The organism is Chitinophaga oryziterrae (genome assembly GCF_009758125.1).
Classification (GTDB): domain Bacteria; phylum Bacteroidota; class Bacteroidia; order Chitinophagales; family Chitinophagaceae; genus Chitinophaga; species Chitinophaga oryziterrae.
In genome coordinates this window covers 201,759-221,379 of record NZ_WRXO01000009.1, presented here as the reverse complement: position 1 = coordinate 221,379, position 19,621 = coordinate 201,759, and the positions used below count along the sequence as shown (strand labels likewise).

At 42.2% G+C, this 19,621-nt stretch carries 11 protein-coding genes; 9 read left to right on the top strand and 2 right to left on the bottom strand.

The genetic code is table 11. The features are described from left to right. Window position 1 precedes the first annotated feature (1 nt). Both GO495_RS25370 and GO495_RS25365 read left to right on the top strand, forming a co-directional pair. Window positions 2-5,512, top strand: coding sequence for a fibronectin type III domain-containing protein (locus GO495_RS25370; protein WP_157302753.1), 5,511 nt, complete (start codon window positions 2-4; stop codon window positions 5,510-5,512). A 3-nt stretch (window positions 5,513-5,515) separates the two neighbouring features. Beyond that, on the top strand, window positions 5,516-5,986 hold the full coding sequence (locus GO495_RS25365; RefSeq protein ID WP_157302752.1) for an SMI1/KNR4 family protein: 471 nt from the start codon (window positions 5,516-5,518) through the stop codon (window positions 5,984-5,986). A 25-nt stretch (window positions 5,987-6,011) separates the two neighbouring features. Here GO495_RS25365 and GO495_RS32470 read toward each other — a convergent pair whose 3' ends face one another. After that, entirely contained in the window at window positions 6,012-6,146 is a 135-nt protein-coding gene (locus GO495_RS32470) for a hypothetical protein (RefSeq protein ID WP_276611840.1), read from the bottom strand. Window positions 6,147-6,262: 116 nt separating this feature from the next. On the opposite strand from GO495_RS32470, the gene GO495_RS25360 reads away from it, so the two are divergent. The 6 genes from GO495_RS25360 to GO495_RS25335 all read left to right on the top strand — a co-directional run bounded on the left by GO495_RS25360 (window position 6,263) and on the right by GO495_RS25335 (window position 15,380). Beyond that, window positions 6,263-6,691, top strand: coding sequence for a MarR family winged helix-turn-helix transcriptional regulator (locus tag GO495_RS25360; protein WP_157302751.1), 429 nt, complete (start codon window positions 6,263-6,265; stop codon window positions 6,689-6,691). A gap of 115 nt (window positions 6,692-6,806) precedes the next feature. Further along, the gene (locus tag GO495_RS25355; protein ID WP_157302750.1) at window positions 6,807-8,177 is read left to right on the top strand and encodes a TolC family protein; all 1,371 of its coding nucleotides are present in this window, start codon (window positions 6,807-6,809) and stop codon (window positions 8,175-8,177) included. A gap of 10 nt (window positions 8,178-8,187) precedes the next feature. Then, on the top strand, window positions 8,188-9,255 hold the full coding sequence (locus GO495_RS25350; RefSeq protein WP_157302749.1) for an efflux RND transporter periplasmic adaptor subunit: 1,068 nt from the start codon (window positions 8,188-8,190) through the stop codon (window positions 9,253-9,255). Between the two features lie 10 nt (window positions 9,256-9,265). Next, window positions 9,266-12,412 carry an efflux RND transporter permease subunit gene (locus GO495_RS25345; protein WP_157302748.1) on the top strand — a complete coding sequence of 1,049 codons (3,147 nt, stop codon included), beginning with the start codon at window positions 9,266-9,268 and terminating at the stop codon, window positions 12,410-12,412. A 573-nt stretch (window positions 12,413-12,985) separates the two neighbouring features. Continuing rightward, on the top strand, window positions 12,986-13,669 hold the full coding sequence (locus GO495_RS25340) for a hypothetical protein (RefSeq protein ID WP_157302747.1): 684 nt from the start codon (window positions 12,986-12,988) through the stop codon (window positions 13,667-13,669). A 106-nt stretch (window positions 13,670-13,775) separates the two neighbouring features. Beyond that, window positions 13,776-15,380, top strand: a complete 1,605-nt coding sequence (locus tag GO495_RS25335; protein ID WP_157302746.1) for a glycoside hydrolase family 43 protein — start codon at window positions 13,776-13,778, stop codon at window positions 15,378-15,380. A gap of 54 nt (window positions 15,381-15,434) precedes the next feature. Here the strand turns inward: GO495_RS25335 and GO495_RS25330 are convergent, their stop codons facing one another. Then, a complete protein-coding gene (locus GO495_RS25330; RefSeq protein ID WP_157302745.1) occupies window positions 15,435-16,457 on the bottom strand; it encodes a hypothetical protein in 1,023 nt (340 codons plus the stop codon). 203 nt (window positions 16,458-16,660) lie between these two features. Here GO495_RS25330 and GO495_RS25325 point away from each other — a divergent pair, with 203 nt between their 5' ends. After that, window positions 16,661-19,612 (top strand): SusC/RagA family TonB-linked outer membrane protein, encoded by a 2,952-nt coding sequence (locus GO495_RS25325; RefSeq protein ID WP_157302744.1) that lies wholly within the window; start codon window positions 16,661-16,663, stop codon window positions 19,610-19,612. Window positions 19,613-19,621 lie beyond the last annotated feature (9 nt).

Below are 19,621 nucleotides of genomic sequence, written 5' to 3'. Positions count from 1 at the left end.
CATGAGATCACGTATGTTTCAGATATCCCGTTACCTGTTTTGCCTGTTACTGTTTGTAACAGCTGTTGCCCGTGGGCAGCAATACCCCGTTACTGCCAGTACGCAGGTCATTCCCCCCTACAGTGTCTACCTGCCGGATTATGCCGTGCCGGGCAGCGACAAGCTGCGGGTGATACTGGTACAGAACGATCTCACGCAGCCCAGCTATGATGTGATCCTGCAGATGACGGTAGAACAGAACGGAACACTGATCATGCGTACTTCCGGGGCTTTTCATCCGAAGCCGCTGACGCTGATGCCTGGTGTTCCTACTATTATCAGCGGAGCTGATCTCTCAGATTATCTCAGTACAAATAATATAGATTTTAGTGGTGGATTTAGCCGTGAAACCTACGATCGTACTAAATCCTTACCGGAAGGGGCGTACCGGATTTCCTTTACGGCGTACGACTATCGTCGTCAGCAGGTACAGGTGAGTAACATAGGTGCTAATATATTCTTCTTCCAGAAAAGTGATCCCCCATTACTGAATTTGCCTATTTGTGGGAGTCGTGTTGAGAAGCGCGATCCTCAATTCCTTTCTTTCAACTGGAGCAGCCGGAATACCCCTAATCCTCTACCGGGAAGTGGAACAGAATATGTTTTTTCCCTGTATGAAATAAAACCTAAGAATAGTAATGCTGATTATATTGTTCGCAGTAGTACGCCTGTTTATACGATCACAACAGAAAGCAATACCATTATCTATGGCCCCGGCGAACCGCAGTTGACAGACAGCATGCAGTATGCATGGAATGTGCGGGCCAGAGATAAGAGCGGTCGTGATCTGTTCAGTAACCAGGGACTTAGTCAGACGTGTACATTTACTTATTTAGGCACGAATCCTTTTGCCGTAAATAATATTGCGAAGCCATTGTTATATGGTGCGTCTAATGGAGAGAGAAGTATTAAGCTCCATTGGCCGCTGGCGGATAAAAACAGTTCCTATACAGTAGAAACGTACCGCTTACAATACCGTGCGGCGGCGAAAGACGGGACAGAATTCGACTGGTCATCTGAAGAGTTATCAGACAGCGCTTTTACGCTTAATAGCCTGGAGCCGGACCGTACCTATGAATCACGTTTGCAATGGCGGATAGCAGGGGTATATGGCCCGTACAGCGAAGTGGTGAAAGTAACAACGGATTCCCTGCGCACCTTTGTCTGTGGAGATGGAGACCTGTTAAAAGCACCTGAGAACACGAAACCGCTTTTGCTGGCAGTTCCCGGCTTCATTGTGCGTATAGGGCATTTTGATGTATTGTTAACAGAAGTGAGCGGGAGTAACGGTGTATTCACCGGTAAAGGCCGTGTGATCACTCCGGGTTTTGGGATAGGATTGCTGATGACATTCTCTAACATTACTATCAATACGGACCTGGTAGTGATAAAAGGGGAGATGCAGGCTGTTACCAGCGGCATCGATAAATTCGTAAGTGATGCAGTGAAGAGCCAGCGCGGAGGAAATGATGTGGGGCAGGTGAAGACAGGGGATATCGTACCTGATATCACTACAAAGCTGCATATATTCAGTAAGGATAATATCGCGGTTGATACTACTTCTCATACTATTACTATCACGGCTCCACAGGGCGGTGGTACAGAAGTCATAGACTATGCTAAAGCGGGTAAAACCCTGCCACTGGTATTAGAAGATGCAGATGGTAATTTGTATAATGTTGATAAAAATGGCACAGTAACAGCAGCGGGCACACGGGATAAAACATTGGATGCTGCAACACTGGCGTCATTGAATAACCTGCAACTGGATAATGGTAAAGTAATATTTGCTGCGGCTGGTAAATATGCCTTTGATGCATGGAAAGATGCTTATGCTGGTAAATCTGTGCTGGACAGCAGCTATGAATTACTGGCCAACGGACAGTACAGGGTAAGTGCGAAGGCAATTCTGCCGGGGGTACAGGATATAGTAACTGCTACTTTGCAGAATGGGAAAGACATAGATGTAACGAAGGTCAAATTTGCAAGTGGTAAGGGAATTGTTTACCCGTCTAAGAATGATGGTAACAACTTCACTGTTACGATAACAGGTGGCCCTGCCAGTGATGCACAGGAGATGTATGCACTGTATCCTAAAGCAGGTGGCGGATATATCAGTATGGGTAAATTACTGATAGCCAGTTATGCGCCTAAGCAGAAAACGCTTGTGCTGATACCAATAGGCAAAGAAACCGCAGTGCCCGTGACCGCTATTCAAAGCAGCATGGAGAAAGCGTATGCTAACATTGGTGTTACTTACACGATCGTAAAAGACGATGGCTTCCGTGAGAATAAAGACTGGGATATTGATGGAGATGGATTCTTACAGGATACGAAGTCGGCTTTCCTGAGTAATGGTTTTACCGGTGAAGAGAAGGCGATGAAGAAGGCATATGCAAAAACGCATACGCTCATTGACGATGCAGTGTATCTGTTCATCGTCAATGAGGCGACGCTTGCTAATGGCGATCTGTTAGGTAAGATGCCAAGGCAAAGCCAGTTCGGGTTCATCTTTGAGAAAGGTAAGTCTGATGCAGATGTTGCACTTACGGTAGCACATGAGACAGGGCATGGACAGTTTACACTGGAACATACGTTCAGCAATGGCATTGGTTTAACGCAGGGCACTACGGATAATCTGATGGACTATAACAATGGTTATGCGTTGCTGAAATACCAGTGGGATGTGGTGCATGATCCGGGGCATGTATGGGGTATTTTTGAAAGTGATGCAGAGAGCCAGCTAACCAAAGGGTTATCATTGTATAAATGTCTGGATAAGGAAGTGCAGACTGCATTGAAGGGTAAGAAAATATACTATTCCCCTGATGGTAATATTGTTGAATTACCGGATGGCGCGGTACCTGTTTCTATCTTCTATAAAGATCTTAGCGCTAATCCAGCCAAAACCGGCTCTTTGTCTTCCTACATGTATAACGGGAAAGAGTATGTTGCTTTCTATAATTCAGGTACTGGTAAGTTTGTAGGATATGGCTATGATAAAGATCAGAAAGAGGCATTTGTTGTTTCCAGAACGAAGAGAACAAGTGACGTAATTGCAAATATTGTGATCAGTACTGAGCTGAATGCCTGTGAGATAAAGATTGATGGTACAAGTTATGTCAACTATAACTGTTTATGCCAGAATGATAACTATAGTCTTAACTATAAGAAATTAGTGCATCAGGTAATAGATTCAGATAAACCTGAAGTAAAAGCTGAGATAGAATCGGTTTGTAAATTAATCGCCACTTTACCTGATGAAGTGCTGAAAACAAACAACGAACTTTTCAACTTATACTATAATAACCTCGATTTATACTGGTACGATTGGAATACGCCATCGGCTGTTATTTCATTGGAAAAGCTGAAGGTGATGCATCAGCAGTTGATAGATCTGGATGCTAATATAAAGAAGCTGAAGGAGTGCAACTTTGCAACTGCGGATGAAATAGTGGAATTCGTGAATGACCACTTTGTTATCTCCGGAACTAAAATGTCCTACCTGACAAATGCTCAGTTCAAAGATATCGCACCGGAAAAGAGAGTATGTCTGATAGAAAAATTGGTGGAAGGTGATTTTGAACAACGCTGGACGATCAGTAGTAGTAATTTCGGTGGGCAGAATATTACATTAGAGATATTAAGAAATTGTAAAAATCAGGAAGAATTTTATAAGGTAATCAAGCAGCTTGATACAGACGGTAAGTTATACGACGTATTGTCTAAGACATATGATTACTTATATGTCTCTGAGGGTAGTTTCACACAGTTAACGAATTCCATTACCAGTGCGTTTATCAATCTGGAGAAGCCAGCGCAGAATAAGGAGGCGATAGCGAAGCTGATACTATCAAAGGACTGGTTAGTCTATGATAATGGTTATTTAACTGCGAGAAATAAAGAAGAGTTTAAGGATGCCAGCAGGAAGATCTCTTTCCAGATTTCTGATGGTGCCGGGAAGTATATGGTGGATATGCTGGGAGCGGTTGCTCCCGGAGCACAATGGCTGTTTAATGATTTTGGTAAAGCTACTCCTTTTAGCAAGTCGTATAATCCGTTGGATAACCTGGTAGTGATACCAGTAAGAGATGTAACGGCATTTGGTACAACACTGGAGAAGGGGATGCCATATGTGTTACCGGCGGTTTCTGTGTACCAGCTTTTTAAAGAGGACACAAAGAAGGCTATTGGGACTTCTACTGAGATCGCGGTTAATACAGCCTTGTGTGCAGTGGGGATCGGCGGACTTAGCACTGCCAGCAGCCTTACTATAGCGCTGGAGACAGTAGACATCGGACTCTCTACTTTTGTAACCTATGCGAACTCTGCTCCTGAAATGGCGCAGGACCATCCGGATTTCGTTAAGTACACGAATTACCTGGCGATTGCTTATACCGTGGGAAGACTGGGGCATTCGGTAGCATCTGCAGCAATGGCAAAAGCCCCCGCTGAGATGATGGCTGCACGTTATACAGACGATGCGCTCGAAGTAGAGACGCGTGCTGTAATGTCATTAGGTGAGGGAGATGTGAAAATGGTAGAGGGTGCATTCGCTAATGTGTTTGATAAAAACATGTATGTAGTTGTACATGGAGATAGTAAGGGATTCAGTCTTATGCATAATGGAGCAGAGGCACGTATTGATCATAGGTCTGTGGCAAGATGGATAGAAGGTAATACAGCTGCTCTTGCAGATAAAGAGATTGTATTGCTTTCATGCGGCGATTTAAAATCAGCACAGAATTTATGTAATAAATTAAATCGTCCGGTAATAGCCAATAACGGATGGGTAAGAGTATATGAAAATGGAGCAATAGAAACAGAGAATAGCTTAATGAGGTTAACACCGAATGGTGAGGCTGAAGTCTATGGCGCTACAATTGGAAGTGGTAAGAGTACTAGTGGGAAAGTATCGGTTAAGCTGGAGAGTGAAGGCAGTTTAGTGGATGATCTGTTCCCTGGTATAAGTTCAGATGACGGCTTTTCAGGATTCAAAAACTTATATAAGAATAATAAGAGAGTTTCAGTCGAACTATTAGGTAAAGAATGGCCGGATTTTGTAGCTAAAGTGAGAAAGGACTTCGGCATTGGAGGTAAAAGAAACTTTGCTACAATGAAAGTTAATGATGAGGAAGTTCTTTATCTTGCAAGTAGTTCAGGATATAACGGTCAGATGAGGCAGAGCGGAAAATTCGTACCTGAATCATTCATTACGGATCTTCAGAGTGGAAAAAGAGTATTTAAAGCGGATGCTGTAAGGGATTTAGATACTGAAGTAATCGGATTTGAATATTTCGCACGTAAGAATAATGCAGAGGCAGGCAAAGTGTATAAAAATGTTACAGGTGAAATTGTCGTCGAAACTGATTTAATTCCGTGTGGATCTTGTTCATCTGTTATGCAGCAGTTCTCAGAAATGTATCCTAATGTGCTTATAAAAATAAGAACGAATCCGAGAATAAATTATTAATCAATGAGATTGAAATATTTATTATTCCTGGAACCTTACATGGACGTTTTGGGGAAATATGAAAAATTAGAGGGGATATCTGAAGAGGAAATTGAAGACCTGGAAAGAGCATTTAATGTTACTCTTCCAGATGCATATAAAGAGTACCTGCTTTTCTTTGGTAAGGAAAGTGGCCAGTTACTTACTGCTTATTATACTGAAATTAAATATTTGCCCGAAACAAGATCAGAAGCAATTGCGGCTTTAAATTTTGATGATGAAAAGCCAGGGCCCAAAGCAGACATCAATGAAAACTATTTTTTATTTGGACAGTGGCAGGGTTATGTGTTCTACTTTTTTGATTGTACAGAGAAACATGAAGATCCTCCGGTGTACATACTAAGAGATAGTGGAGAAATTATATTGTACAAACCTTCTTTTTCTTCATTCATAAAAGAAGATGGATTGAATCCTGTAATTGAAGCTTCAAAATAAATTTTTGTAAAATAGTGATGGTGGGCTAACTCACCATCACTATTTTAGCACCACCTGTATTTTTAACAATAAGAATCAGTCCATTGGTAATAGGCTGCCCCACTTCAATCCCGACTGATAATATCAGTGTCTGATCTTCCTCATCTGTATATCTTCGCATGGATATTCCTCTTTCAGAGATAAAGCACCAGACCTGGCCAAAAGTTAAATTTCTCCCAAATTGGTTGTTAATATCAATCAAATATCTATCTTTGCTTCAGAATAAAACTTTTAGTCTTGATAAATAAAACGACACTGAGTTTACAAATTGGAGAAACCTTTAAAATAATGGGTAAGCAAATAGCTACTGCCATTAAGGACAGTGGTCTTGATTTGGCAATGGAACAGTTCGTACTGCTTAGCATTCTGAATTCCAATGAGGATATTATTCAGCAGGATATTGCACATATACTTCACAAAGATAAATCTGGTGTTTTAAGGATCATAGATAGCCTGCAAAAGAAAAAAATGATCGTAAGGGTCGCCGATACAGTAGATCGTCGTAAGAAAAATCTCGTATTGACCAAAAAAGGGGCTGAAACAATTCAAAAAGCGCTGGAACTTGAGGCAAAAGCGGCTGAGCGCTTTCTGGAAGGTATGTCTGAAAATGATTTAATTGCTTTATCAAAAGCACTTTCAATCATTAAATCCAACGCGCAAAAGTAATTTTTTTACCCTAATAGTTGATAATATCAATTTTCTCACAAAGAGATAATATGCCATATCAACTATATAATAAAGGCATTGGTCGATCAAATAAATAGTAACACAATAAAACGCTATGTCACATAAACTAAAGCAATGTTTTTTTTACAGGCAATTACTCTTTTTATTACTGGTTACGGCATCTCTATCCTTTAATAAGGCTTCAGGGCAGGCAAAGGATTCCTTTACCTTAAAAGACTGCATTCAGTTTACGCTTAGGAATCATCCTAACAGTAGTATTTATGCCAATAATGCACAGGTAACCAGGGAAAAGATCAGGGAAAGCAAGGCTGCCTTTCTTCCCTCAGTATCAGCTAATACCAGCCTGGATTATAACATCAAGCTACAAACATCTATCATCCCGGCCGGAACATTTTCTCCTACTGAAACCAAACTTCAAATGGGGAATAAATTCAGTACCGGCGGATATCTGCAGGCAGACCAGACAATTTTTGATAAGTCATCCGCATTATCTGTCAAATCGTCCAGGGTTGATAAAGAAATTGCAGATCTGAACGTATTGAAAGAGAATGAGACACTCATCTATAATACGGCATCTGCCTACTATGAAGTGCTTACTTATGGGGAAAAAGGAACGCTGCTGAGAGATAACGAGAACCAATACAAGCAACTACTCGATATACTTAAACTACGCTATGAGCAAGGCGTTGTAAAAAAGAGTGAATATGACCGTTCCCGCGTTAACCTGAACAATGTACAGTCCGAACTTGCGCTGAACGACAATTATCTGAAACTCGCTTTAAATAAACTGAAAAATGCAATGGGACTGGATCTGAAGTCGCCCCTTGCCATTGATCAGCATGTTGACTATTCAGCACATGTAGACCTTCAATTAATAAACGAACTGGACACTTCAAGGCTTACGGATTTTAAGATAGACCAACAGAATCTTTCATCGAAAGAATTAGATGTTAAAAAGAAAAAAGCAGCCTTTCTCCCAACCTTTTCAATATATGCTAAATATGGAGTGAATGCTTATGGTTCAGAATTTTCCAATGCTTTCTCCAATTGGTTTGACTATTCCGCAATCGGGGTAAAACTGAGTATTCCCATCTTTAGCGGGTTTAAAAAAAGCAGTCAGTTGAAACAAAGCCAGCTTAACCTTCAAACGCAAAACCTTACGCTAAAGCTGAACGTTCAGAATTATAAACTCGATTTCGAAAATGCAGGCAACAATCTTTTTAGTTCTTATACCAGTCTGAAAAAAAATAAGGAGAATCTTGACCTTGCCAGGGAAGTAATGGATGCCACTGCTGTTGAATACAGGGAAGGGACCTCTACTTTATCTTCTTATCTGGATGCGGATTCCTCCTTTAAAGAAGCCCAGACTAATTATATCACTTCCCTTCTGGATTTTCTGACCGCACAAATAGCATTGGAAAAAGCCAAAGGTACTTTAACCTCTTATGTAACAAATCTTAAATAATCAATAAGAAATGAGAAGCAAAAGAATATTTACCATTTTGATTGTAATTGCGATAATTGGTGTCATTGCCTTTCTCCTTTTTCGAAATAAAAGGACATTAGAGGAAAATAAAAAACCGGTGGACCGTTCCCATGTCCCTGTTTCCGTATCGCTGGATACGGCCAGGGTAATGGCCATTCAGGGGGAGATTTCCCTGCCTGCAACACTTGCTGCAAAAGAAGAAGGCAACATCTCTGCGGAGATATCGGGACGTATCGAAAGGTTGAATATTGAATTGGGTACAGTAGTAGGAAAAGGTCAGGTCGTAGGCCATATCGATATAAAAGAAACCCAGCTGAAACTCGATGCTGCGGAGCTTTCAATTGAAAAGCTGAACCGCGACTATGAACGCAATAAAATACTGGTGGCAGGTAATGCTACTAATGCCAATGCGGTAACCGATGCCAGATATGATCTTGATAGTAAAAAACTGGAAGCAGCCCAACTGCGCAGCCAGATTGCCAAATCAAATATCGTATCGCCTGTAAGCGGTGTTGTTACCGATAAAAAGATGGTAAGCGGTGAATATGTAAATGCCGGGGGAGTTATTGGGACAGTGGTGGATGTATATAATCTGAAGGCGAAGGTCTATGTTCCGGAAAACCAGGTGATGTCTATTAAACCAGGACAAAATGCTTTTGTTACCACCGAATCTTTCCCAGGTGAAACGTTTACCGGAAAGGTCATTTTTGTTAGCCCGAAAGGTGATGATAACCATAATTACCTCGCAGAGTTACTCATTGAAAACAAAGACGGTAACAGGTTGAAAGCCGGTTTATATGTACAGGTGTCTTTTGCTGGAAAACAACAAAGTGAAGCTTTGCAGATTCCAAAGATCGCACTGGTGGAAGGGACTAAAAATCCATATGTCTATGTGGTCCAAAATGGCAAAGCGGTAGAAAGGAAAATCATTGCCGGAAGAGAAAATGGAGAATACATCGAAGTCCTGAGTGGCCTGAGCAATGGAGAACATGTCATTACCAGTGGGTTGATCAATATATTGCCAGGCAGTTTTGTTCAATCAATTGATCAAAAATAAAATAACCATTATGAGTATTACCGAATTAGCTATAAAGCGTCCCTTGTTCATCACGGTTATTTTTGTAACACTGTTGTTATTTGGATATATCAGTTATAGAACATTGAACTATAATCTGCTTCCAAAGTTCGAAACAAACATGCTTACGGTTAGCACCACATATACGGGTGCTTCACCTGATGAAGTAAAAACCAGTGTAACAAAGCCCATTGAGGATGCTGTGGCTGCTATTGAAGGAGTGGATAAGATCAGCTCTTCTTCACAGGAAGGTATGTCCAGCGTTAGCATTGAGTTGAACAATGATGCAAATGTGAAGCAGGCGCAACTTGATGCCGAGAGAAAGATAAACCAGATAAAATCTGCTTTACCAGCGGATGCAGACGACCCCATTGTTACCAGGTTTAGTTCGGACGACCAGGCCATCATGAAAGTAAGTGTGACCTCCACACTTGCCGATACCAAACTATATGATTTTATAGATCAGCAGGTAAAACCACTACTGACAAACATACCCGGTGTTGCTCAGATTGATATCACAGGAGGTACTGAACGTCAGATCAATGTTGCGCTGGATAATGATAAGCTGAAGGCCTATAACATCTCTATTACAGATGTAAACCAGGCGGTGGTTTTTAGTGGTGCTTCTTATCCTGCCGGCTCCCTGAAGAGTTCAAACACGCGTTATTCCATCGATTTAAATGCCAAGATAAAGAACGTTGAAGATCTCAGGAATGTCATTATCAAACAAAATAGTGATGGCAGCCGGATACAACTAAAGGACGTTGCGTCTGTGACAGACGGGCAGGAAGAAAATACTACATTAAACAGACTGAATGGGCAACCGGCCATCGGTATTGAAATTAAAAAACAGACTGATGCCAATACCGTAAAAGTATGCCAGCTTGCAGCACAAAAACTCGAAGAGCTGAAAACGACTTATGCTTCTTACGGATTTAACTATCATATTGCCGCAGACCAGTCCGTATATACGTTGGAATCTGCCAATGCTGTGATTGAAGATATATTTATGGCTATCCTGATAGTTGCGGCGGTGATGCTGTTCTTTCTGCATAGCGCGCGCAGCTCTTCATTTGTACTGGTGGCGTTGCCATCAGCTATGATCCCGACATTCATACTAATGTGGGCCTTTAATTTCTCCCTCAACCTGATGACGCTGATGAGTCTTTCTCTTGTTGTAGGTATCCTGGTAGATGATAGTATAGTAGTACTGGAAAACATTTTCCGTCACCTTGAAATGGGGAAAGATAAGCGAACGGCAGCATTGGACGGACGAAACGAAATCGGTTTTACGGCGATGGCCATTACGCTTGTGGATGTAGTGATATTTCTTCCCCTTGCGCTTACCGGGGGGATCATTGGTAATATTGTAAGAGAGTATTCACTTGTAGTGGTTTTCTCCACATTGATGAGCCTGTTTGTTGCCTTTACGCTGACGCCATTACTTGCTTCGCGATGGGGCAAACTCCCGCATCTTAATAAGAGCACTTTATGGGGGCGTATCAATTTATGGTTTGAATCCCTTATTGATCAATTCCGGGATTTCTATACCAATATCCTTAAATGGGCACTCAGGCATAAAAGATATGTGATCCTGCTGGTTGCAGTCCTTATCATAGGGTCCATGGCATTGATCCCTGCAGGATTCGTCGGAGCTGAATTTATTGGCCAGTCTGACAGAGGGGAGTTGAATATCCAGATAGATCTTGCCTCTCAAACATCTTTAAAACAAACAAATTACACTGTTTCACAAGCAGAAAAGATTATCCTGAAACATCCGGAAGTAAAGGACGTTTTCTCAAATGTTGGTACACAGCAAGGGGCCAGCGCGGGAACGAACGGTTCCAGCAACAGCAACCTGGCAGAGTTAACGGTCACACTGGTAGACAGAAAAGACAGGAAAATATCTACTACTGATATGGGCAAACAATTGCGTGAAGAACTATCTGCAATACCAGGATTAAAGCCAACGATCAAGCTAACCGGTATCACCGGGAGTGCTTCTTATGATATTCAGATTGCTGTCAAGGGCACTGATATGGATTCCATAGTAAAGGCAGCGGCTATTATCAAACAGATTGTAGCTTCTACTCCGGGAGCAGATTACGTGCAATACAGTACCAAGGAAGCGAAAACACAGATATCCATTGTGCTGAACAGGGATAAGATGGCGAAACTTGGTGTGAGTGTCGGGGATGTTGGTAGCGCAGTGCAATATGCCTTTAAGGGAAATGACAATACCAAGTATCGCGATAATGGTGAGGAATATAATATTAACCTGGAACTTGATGATGCAGACAGGAACAATATCTCCAATGTGAGGAACCTGAATATTTATAACAGCCGTGGAGGGATCATCCCTTTAACAGAAGTAGCCGATATCCGTGAGACACTTACTCAGTCTGTGCTGGAACGGAACGATCGCTTAAACTCAATGCAGATAAATGCGGCTGCTGTCGGACGTCCGTCAGGTACTATCATGGATGAGATCAAAGAAAAAATTGCACAGAAGGGACTACCGCAAGGCGTACAGATATCAGAGGAAGGCTTTACCAAGAACCAGGCAGAGTCTTTCAAAAGCTTATTCATGGCTATCGGGATAGGGGTATTGCTGATCTACCTCATTATGGTGGCCTTGTATGAAAGTGTCGTATATCCTTTTGTAGTGCTATTCTCTATGCCGGTAGCAATTATAGGTGCTGTTCTGGCACTGGCACTGACAATGAAAACAATCAATGTATTCTCTTTGCTGGGTATTATTCTATTGTTAGGACTTGTCGCTAAAAATGGTATTCTGATCGTAGACTTTACCAATCAGCAAAAAGCAAAAGGGATGTCTGTAGTCGATTCATTGATCGAAGCAGGAAGAGAACGTCTTCGCCCGATCTTAATGACCACCCTTGCCATGATATTCGGGATGTTACCTATGGCGTTATCAACCGGAGCCGGTTCGGAAACAAAAAGTGCAATGGCCCTGGTTATCATTGGAGGTCTGACCAGTTCCATGATTTTCACACTGATATTAGTCCCATCAGTTTATATGATCATCGAAGGCTGGCGGGTAAAAGTAAATACGTGGATGAACAGTAAAGAAAAAGCAAGTCACGCAATGCCAGATACACAATCTATCAGTCAATAGAGAGGTAAAAATTGTCCATGGACAGCAGTGAATATTCACGATTCGTAAGTATAGGTTTCATTCGTTAGAGTTTGACAATGTAGGTTTTAATCAACGGCCGGAGTAATCATGCTCCGGCCTTTGACGATTAAAGTACTCTTGTTAGCTGTTCATGTATGGATCCCTCTTTCCAGGAAGGTATCATTAAGGTCCTGACAAGTATTCTGAAACAATTTAATTGCACATAAAAACTATAGATAAGGCATATATAAAGCATATCTCTAGAAGTATGCTTTATATATGCTTCATATATGGGTTATATATGGCTTATATATGGATTATACTCCTGATCGCAGACCTGTTAAGGCCTTAGAAGGATATTGTTAAAAAGCACTAACGTGCATGGTTGATTGAAGAATTGCCTTATTATATGATTTGTTATAATAATGTATCTATTATAGTTGCTGTTAATAAATGAACTATATACTATGAAAAAATTGCATTTTCAAACCTGGGCAGAAGATATTATATATACATTTTACATTATGTATCTAAATAGTACGTATATTTGTAATCTTAATGTGATTATTTGTTATGGACAAAAGATCAATGGACTATCTGAAGAAGTACACAAATGACTTACAGATACTGTCTATTAATGACTTGCCTGACCCTGCTGCGGTATTACCCGCTTCCTGGCTGGAAGTTTTATCTACCAGCGAAACCGAAAGAGCTGCTAAGATCCTGGAGCTGTGGCAGCCTTTTAATCACGAACTGGAGAATGTGCTGGTTTGCCTCAAAGAAAACCTGATCAGCATAGATCTGGTATACCATACTAGTGGATACTCACTGATTTATGGTGTAAAAAGCGGAGATCATATCCGCTATTACGAAGGCAAAACCCCCTTATCCAAGAACATTCCCGACCGCATCCGCAAATACTGGAATAACCTTCCCGAAGGACTCACCGCTTTTTACGAACAATTACATAACGGCTGGTTTTACTTTGCCTCCGAATCTATGGGCCTGTCCCCGGTAGAAAACTGGAGCTTTTTAGGAGATGATCAGTGGAATATAGTAGAAGAGCTGGGTAACCTGGATTTTTCCCTGAACGATATGCTGACCGTATACGGCAATGGTATGGGAGATTATGTATCGCTGGATGCACTGAAACCGCATGGGGAAAGCATTTTGTGGTGGCATAACAAAGCGCCTCACAGAAGTATAGATTTCTGGACGGCCGTAGACACCTGGACTCACCTGGGATTGATCAATTAAAAAATATATACTGTACTTTAAAGTCCTGCCTGGTGAAGGCAGGACTTATTTTATTTATGCTATATTAGTGTCAGTATTACACCTGTAAAACTGAATTCCACTAATAATGTATACTGGTAGAGCTATTTACTGTCTGGCTGTTTTGCTGTTAATCTCTTTACAACAACAGGCGCAACAAAAGAGCAAGTTCTGGAACCCTGACCTTGGAAACGGATATTATAAAAATCCTGTAATCAATGCTGATTATTCAGACCCTGACGTTTGCAGGGCAGGAAATGATTATTACCTGGTATCTTCCAGTTTCAATGCAATTCCCGGCTTGCTTATCCTGCATTCCAGGGATCTGGTGAACTGGCAGATTGTTGGTCATGCTATTCAACGTCAGTTCCCATTAGCACATTTTGATAAACCACAGCATGGTAATGGCTGTTGGGCGCCATCTATCCGTTATCATAAGAACGAATTTTACATCTATTACCCTGATCCTGATTTTGGGATCTATATGATTAAGGCAAAACAGGTGGAAGGTCCCTGGTCAGATCCGGTAATGGTGAAAGCCGGTAAAGGGCTCATTGATCCCTGTCCTTTATGGGACGATGATGATAAAGTCTATTTAGTACATGCATGGGCAGGAAGCCGGGCTGGTATTAAGAGTATCCTTACACTGAACCGTATGAATGCGACAGGCACACAGGTAACTGATGAAGGGGTACTGATCTTTGACGGGCATCCGTCGCAGCCTACGCTTGAGGGGCCTAAGCTCTATAAAAGAAATGGATACTATTACATTTTTGCACCCGCAGGTGGTGTAAGTACCGGCTGGCAGTTAGTACTCCGCTCCAGGAATATCTATGGCCCTTATGAAGAAAAAATAGTGATGGATCAGGGGAAGACCCCCGTAAATGGTCCGCATCAGGGTGCCTGGGTGGAAACACCGGCTGGTGCGCATTGGTTCCTGCATTTCCAGGACAAAGGCGCTTATGGTCGTGTGGTCCATTTGCAACCCATGAAATGGGTCAATAACTGGCCTGTAATTGGTGAGGATAAAGATGGCGACGGGAAAGGAGAACCGGTCCTGACCTATAAGAAGCCTTTGATGGGCAACACTATTTCAGCTCCGGCAACCTCCGACGAATTCAATACAAATACCCTGGGACTGCAATGGCAATGGCAGGCAAATCCCAGATCAACCTGGATGATGCCTTTCCCCAATAAAGGCGTATTACGTTTATTCTCTGCACAATTGCCGGATTCTTTCCATAACTATTGGGATGTTCCTAACCTGTTACTGCAAAAGTTTCCTGCGGATACATTTACCGTTACCACAAAATGCAACTTTACACCCAATGCTAAACTGGAAGGAGAGCGTACGGGGTTGATCATTATGGGAACCAGCTACGCTTCCATATCACTTGTTAAAGACCAGTTGGTGATGGCTGTTTGTAAAGATGCCGATAAAGGTGGCGGTGAGGTACAAAAGGTCCTGGGCACTATAACAAACAGTACCTGCTGGTTCCGTGTGCAGGTAAAAGAAGGGGCAGTTTGTCACTTTAGCTATAGCACCAATGGTATTGACTTCATTCCTGCTTCTGAACCTTTTATTGCGATGCCAGGACGCTGGATAGGTGCAAAAGTAGGCATCTTCTGTACCCGCCCTATACAAATTAATGACTCCGGTTTTGCTGATTACGACTGGTTCCGAGTAGAATAAAGAAAACGATAATGCCTTCTATATGTCTATGGATATAGAAGGCATTTGTTTTGTTTATTTTTTTAATGCATCCAGCTCTTTGCGTTGTTCTGCTATCAGTTCCTGCTGTATGGCCAGTTGCTTTTTAAGTTCTATCATGTACAATGTTAACTCCTCTATTTTCTGCATCTGTTTCTGCTGCATTTCTCCCACATCCAGTCCTTTTTCTGCAATCTCCTTTTCAGAAGGAATACCCGGCAGGTGTTTGTACGTTTTTACATGTAAAGCAACTTCTTCCAGGGTAGGTAACTGGTAAGCTGAATCAAATACAAAATCGGCCCAGGTTTGGGTAACTTTCAGTCTCATCGCACCAATCGTTCCTTTTACGGCCAGTTTGTACTCACCAGGAGTGGTAGTACCAATCGCTACGCTACCTGCATTGAAATAAGAATCACCTACAGAATTCACTCTTACTGAAACTGTATTTGCGGTAGTGTTATATAAAAAAAGACTACCGGCAGAGGTAATAATAGCCCTTGTTTTGGAGTTGTCCTTATTGCCAAATACATAACCACCATCTGTAAACAAAGCTATATTATCAACATTTGAAAAGAGAGAGGCACCACTGTTAAGGTATACATAATTACCCCTTATAGAAGCATTTCCGTTAATATCCAAAGCCTGCAAAGGGGTAGAGGTATTGATACCGTTAAAACCGTTCTGCAACATGAAAAAGCCATTCGCACCAGCATTGTTGGGTGTACTCTGGAGAGCAAATGTATTGCTGTTCTGCAAGTAGCCCATCCCTACAACGCAGGAACCTGACCTTATAAATGAAAGGTGAAATAAATTATCCGGCTGGCTGGCAACACGTGATATCTGTATACCTTTTCCATAAGAAGTGTTATCAGGAGCATCTCCGAATTGGCTCATCGCGTTAAATCTTGAAATACCAGTTACCAACATCGGAATGTTAGGATCTACTGCTGTTACACCAGGGCCAATTGCGATGGGATTGGGAAACAGGGTTTGCTGGGCACTTACTGACTGGATCTTAAAAAAGGCCAGAACAATAAAAGGGAATACGAACTTTTTCATCAATATAGGAGATTTTGTCCCAAATATATAAATAATAGACTGCATTTCCGGGAACGTTTGCGTAAATAAATCCTTCAAATCCTTTCGCAATTAATGAATATAGCTGTAGAATTGTTTCGGGGATACTGTATGGAATAACGCGAACAGATATACGTCAGGACAACCCTCTAACCCAAAAAGGAGAAAACAACAACACACACGTTATGAAAAAACTGCTGATGATTTACTGGCTGTTGCTGGGCAGTGCTGGTTTGGCATTGGCCCAAAGCCATGTAGTAAAAGGAAAAGTCACAGATGCATCCACCGGAGACCCGCTGGTGATGGTCAATGTGCAGTTAAAAGGTACATCCACAGGTACACGAACTGACGCATCCGGTAATTTTTCCCTCACACTGCCTTCCGACAAAGGCGAACTTGTATTTAGTTACCTGGGATACCAGGCGGTTACACAAGGGGTAAATGATAATATGAATGTGAAAATGGAAAAGGATAATAAACAACTGGATGAGGTAGTGGTGATAGGCTATGGTGAAGTGAAGAAACGGGACCTCACCGGCGCTGTTGTATCCGTGAAAGGAGAAGAACTGAAAAAAGTGCCTTCTACCAATGTGATGGAGTCCGTACAGGGTAAACTGCCAGGGGTGGATATCACCAAAAGCAGTGGTGCTGCCGGAGCTAAAATCAATGTTACCGTAAGAGGGAACAGGTCTATCCGCGCGGATAATGGCCCTCTTTACATTGTGGACGGGGTACAGTATGAGAATATACAGGATATCAGTCCGAATGACATCCAGTCCATGGAAGTACTGAAAGATGCCTCTTCTACGGCTATTTACGGCTCCAGGGGAGCGAATGGGGTGATTATCATCACCACGAAGAAAGGCGTCTCTGGTAAGCCCCGTGTGAGCGTAAACAGCTATGTCGGATCGTCTAAGGTGGCGGGATACCCTGCCATGGATACAGGACCGCAATATGTAGCCCTGAAAAGGGAAGCTAACCATACTACCGGCCGCTGGAACAGCGTGGCGGATGATCCTCTGATCTTTAATGCGTCTGAAGTAGCCGCTATCCAGAATAACCTCTGGACCAACTACGCGGATCTGTTAATACACGACGGCCTGCAACAGGATTACCAGGTAGGTGTTTCCGGTGGTTCGGAGAAGACAAAAGTGTATTTGTCGCTGGATTACTTCGATGAAAAAGGATTATTTAAACTGGACCGGCTGAAACGCTATTCCGGCCGTCTGAATATAGACCAGATAGTGAATAGTGTGCTGAAAGTAGGGATGCAGAGCCAGATCACTTACTATGACCAGAATACCCGTCCTGATCCGCTGAACCAGGCGAATAAAATAGTACCGCTGAATCTGCCTTATGATGAAAAAGGACAACTGATCCTGTTCCCGAACAACGGGTCTATGATCAATCCACTGGCGGATGAGCAACCCAATGCTTATCAGAATAATTTCCATATTACCCGTACTTTCCTGAATGCTTATATAGAGCTGACGCCTTTAAAGGGATTAAGTTTCCGGTCTAACTTTGGTGTAACACTGGATAATTCCAGGAACGGTATCTATGCTTCCAAAAATACGATCGGCCGTTCTACGGCTTCTTCTTCGAGATCTCAGTATAATACAGGTAGCAAACGGTATATCAGCTGGGAAAACGTGCTGACTTACCAGAAAACGATCAGAGATCATTCTTTTGGTGCTACTGCGGTAGCCAGCTTGTTATCTGATCAAAGGGATTCCAGTTTCTTACAGGGAGAAGGGCAATTGCTGCCTTCCCAGCTTTACTATGCGTTAGCTAATAACGTAAGTGGTATTGCTGTAAGAACGAGTTATCTCGCCAGTAAGCTGATCTCGTTTACAGGTCGTTTGAACTATAACTATAAAGGAAAATACCTGTTATCATTAACGGGTCGTTCCGATGGTTCTTCCAAACTGGCGCCTGGGAATAAATGGGCTTTCTTCCCCTCTGTGGCAGGAGCCTGGCGGATAGGGGATGAAGCGTTCATGCATAAGCAGCATTTCTTCAGTGATCTTAAGCTGCGTGCCAGTTATGGTATAGCAGGTAATGATGCGGTATCTCCTTATTCTACTGCCAGCTATTTAAGTAAAATACCTTTTTCTTATGATGATACGAATTCAGCGCTGGCCTATGGTATCGGTAACCAGATAGGGAATAAGAACCTGAAATGGGAATTGTCTGCTACTACGGATATCGGTCTTGATTTTAGTATCCTGCATCAGCGGATCGGTTTTACTGCGGATTATTATGATACGCATACAAAAGACCTGTTACTGCAAAGGACTTTACCTACTTCCTCCGGTGTGGGAACTGTGGTGCAGAATATCGGTAAAACACGTAACCGTGGGATAGAGATCGGTATCAATACAATGAATGTTAATACGCACGGTTTCTCCTGGACTTCCAACATTACATTCTCTAAGAACAAAGAGGAGATTGTTGCATTGGCAGACGCGAATACCAATGATGTGGCGAATGGCTGGTTCATTGGTTATCCTGTAAAAGTGTTTTACGATTACCAGAAAACAGGTATCTGGCAGTCTAAAGAAGCTGACCAGGCTACTAAATTCGGATATAAACCAGGCGATATAAAAGTACGTGATGTTGATAACAGTGGTGTGTTGAATACGGCTGACCGTATCGTACTGGGTAAACAGGTACCTACCTGGAGTGGTGGTATCAGTAATACTTTCAAGTATGCCAACTTCGATCTGGACGTGTATGTATTTGCACGTATCGGTCAATGGATCAATTCTGAATATGCAGCGAAGTATGATCCGCAGGGATTAGAGAACAGCGCTAATTTTAATTACTGGACACCGGAGAGGGAGACCAATGACTATCCAAGACCTAATGCCAGTGTGTCTAAAGATGGTACACCGTTTATAAAAACGTTAGGGTATAAGGATGGATCATTTGTGAAGATCAGAAATATTTCACTGGGTTATTCGTTGCCTTCGGGAATATTGAAACGTAGTCATATCAGTAATCTGCGGGTATATGTAACAGGTAAGAACCTGTTTACTTTCAGTAAGGTGAAAGACTATGATCCGGAGAGAGGCGGAGATCTGAGCAATCCGCTGACTAAAATGTATGTGGCAGGTTTGAATGTAGAATTTTAAACAATCAAC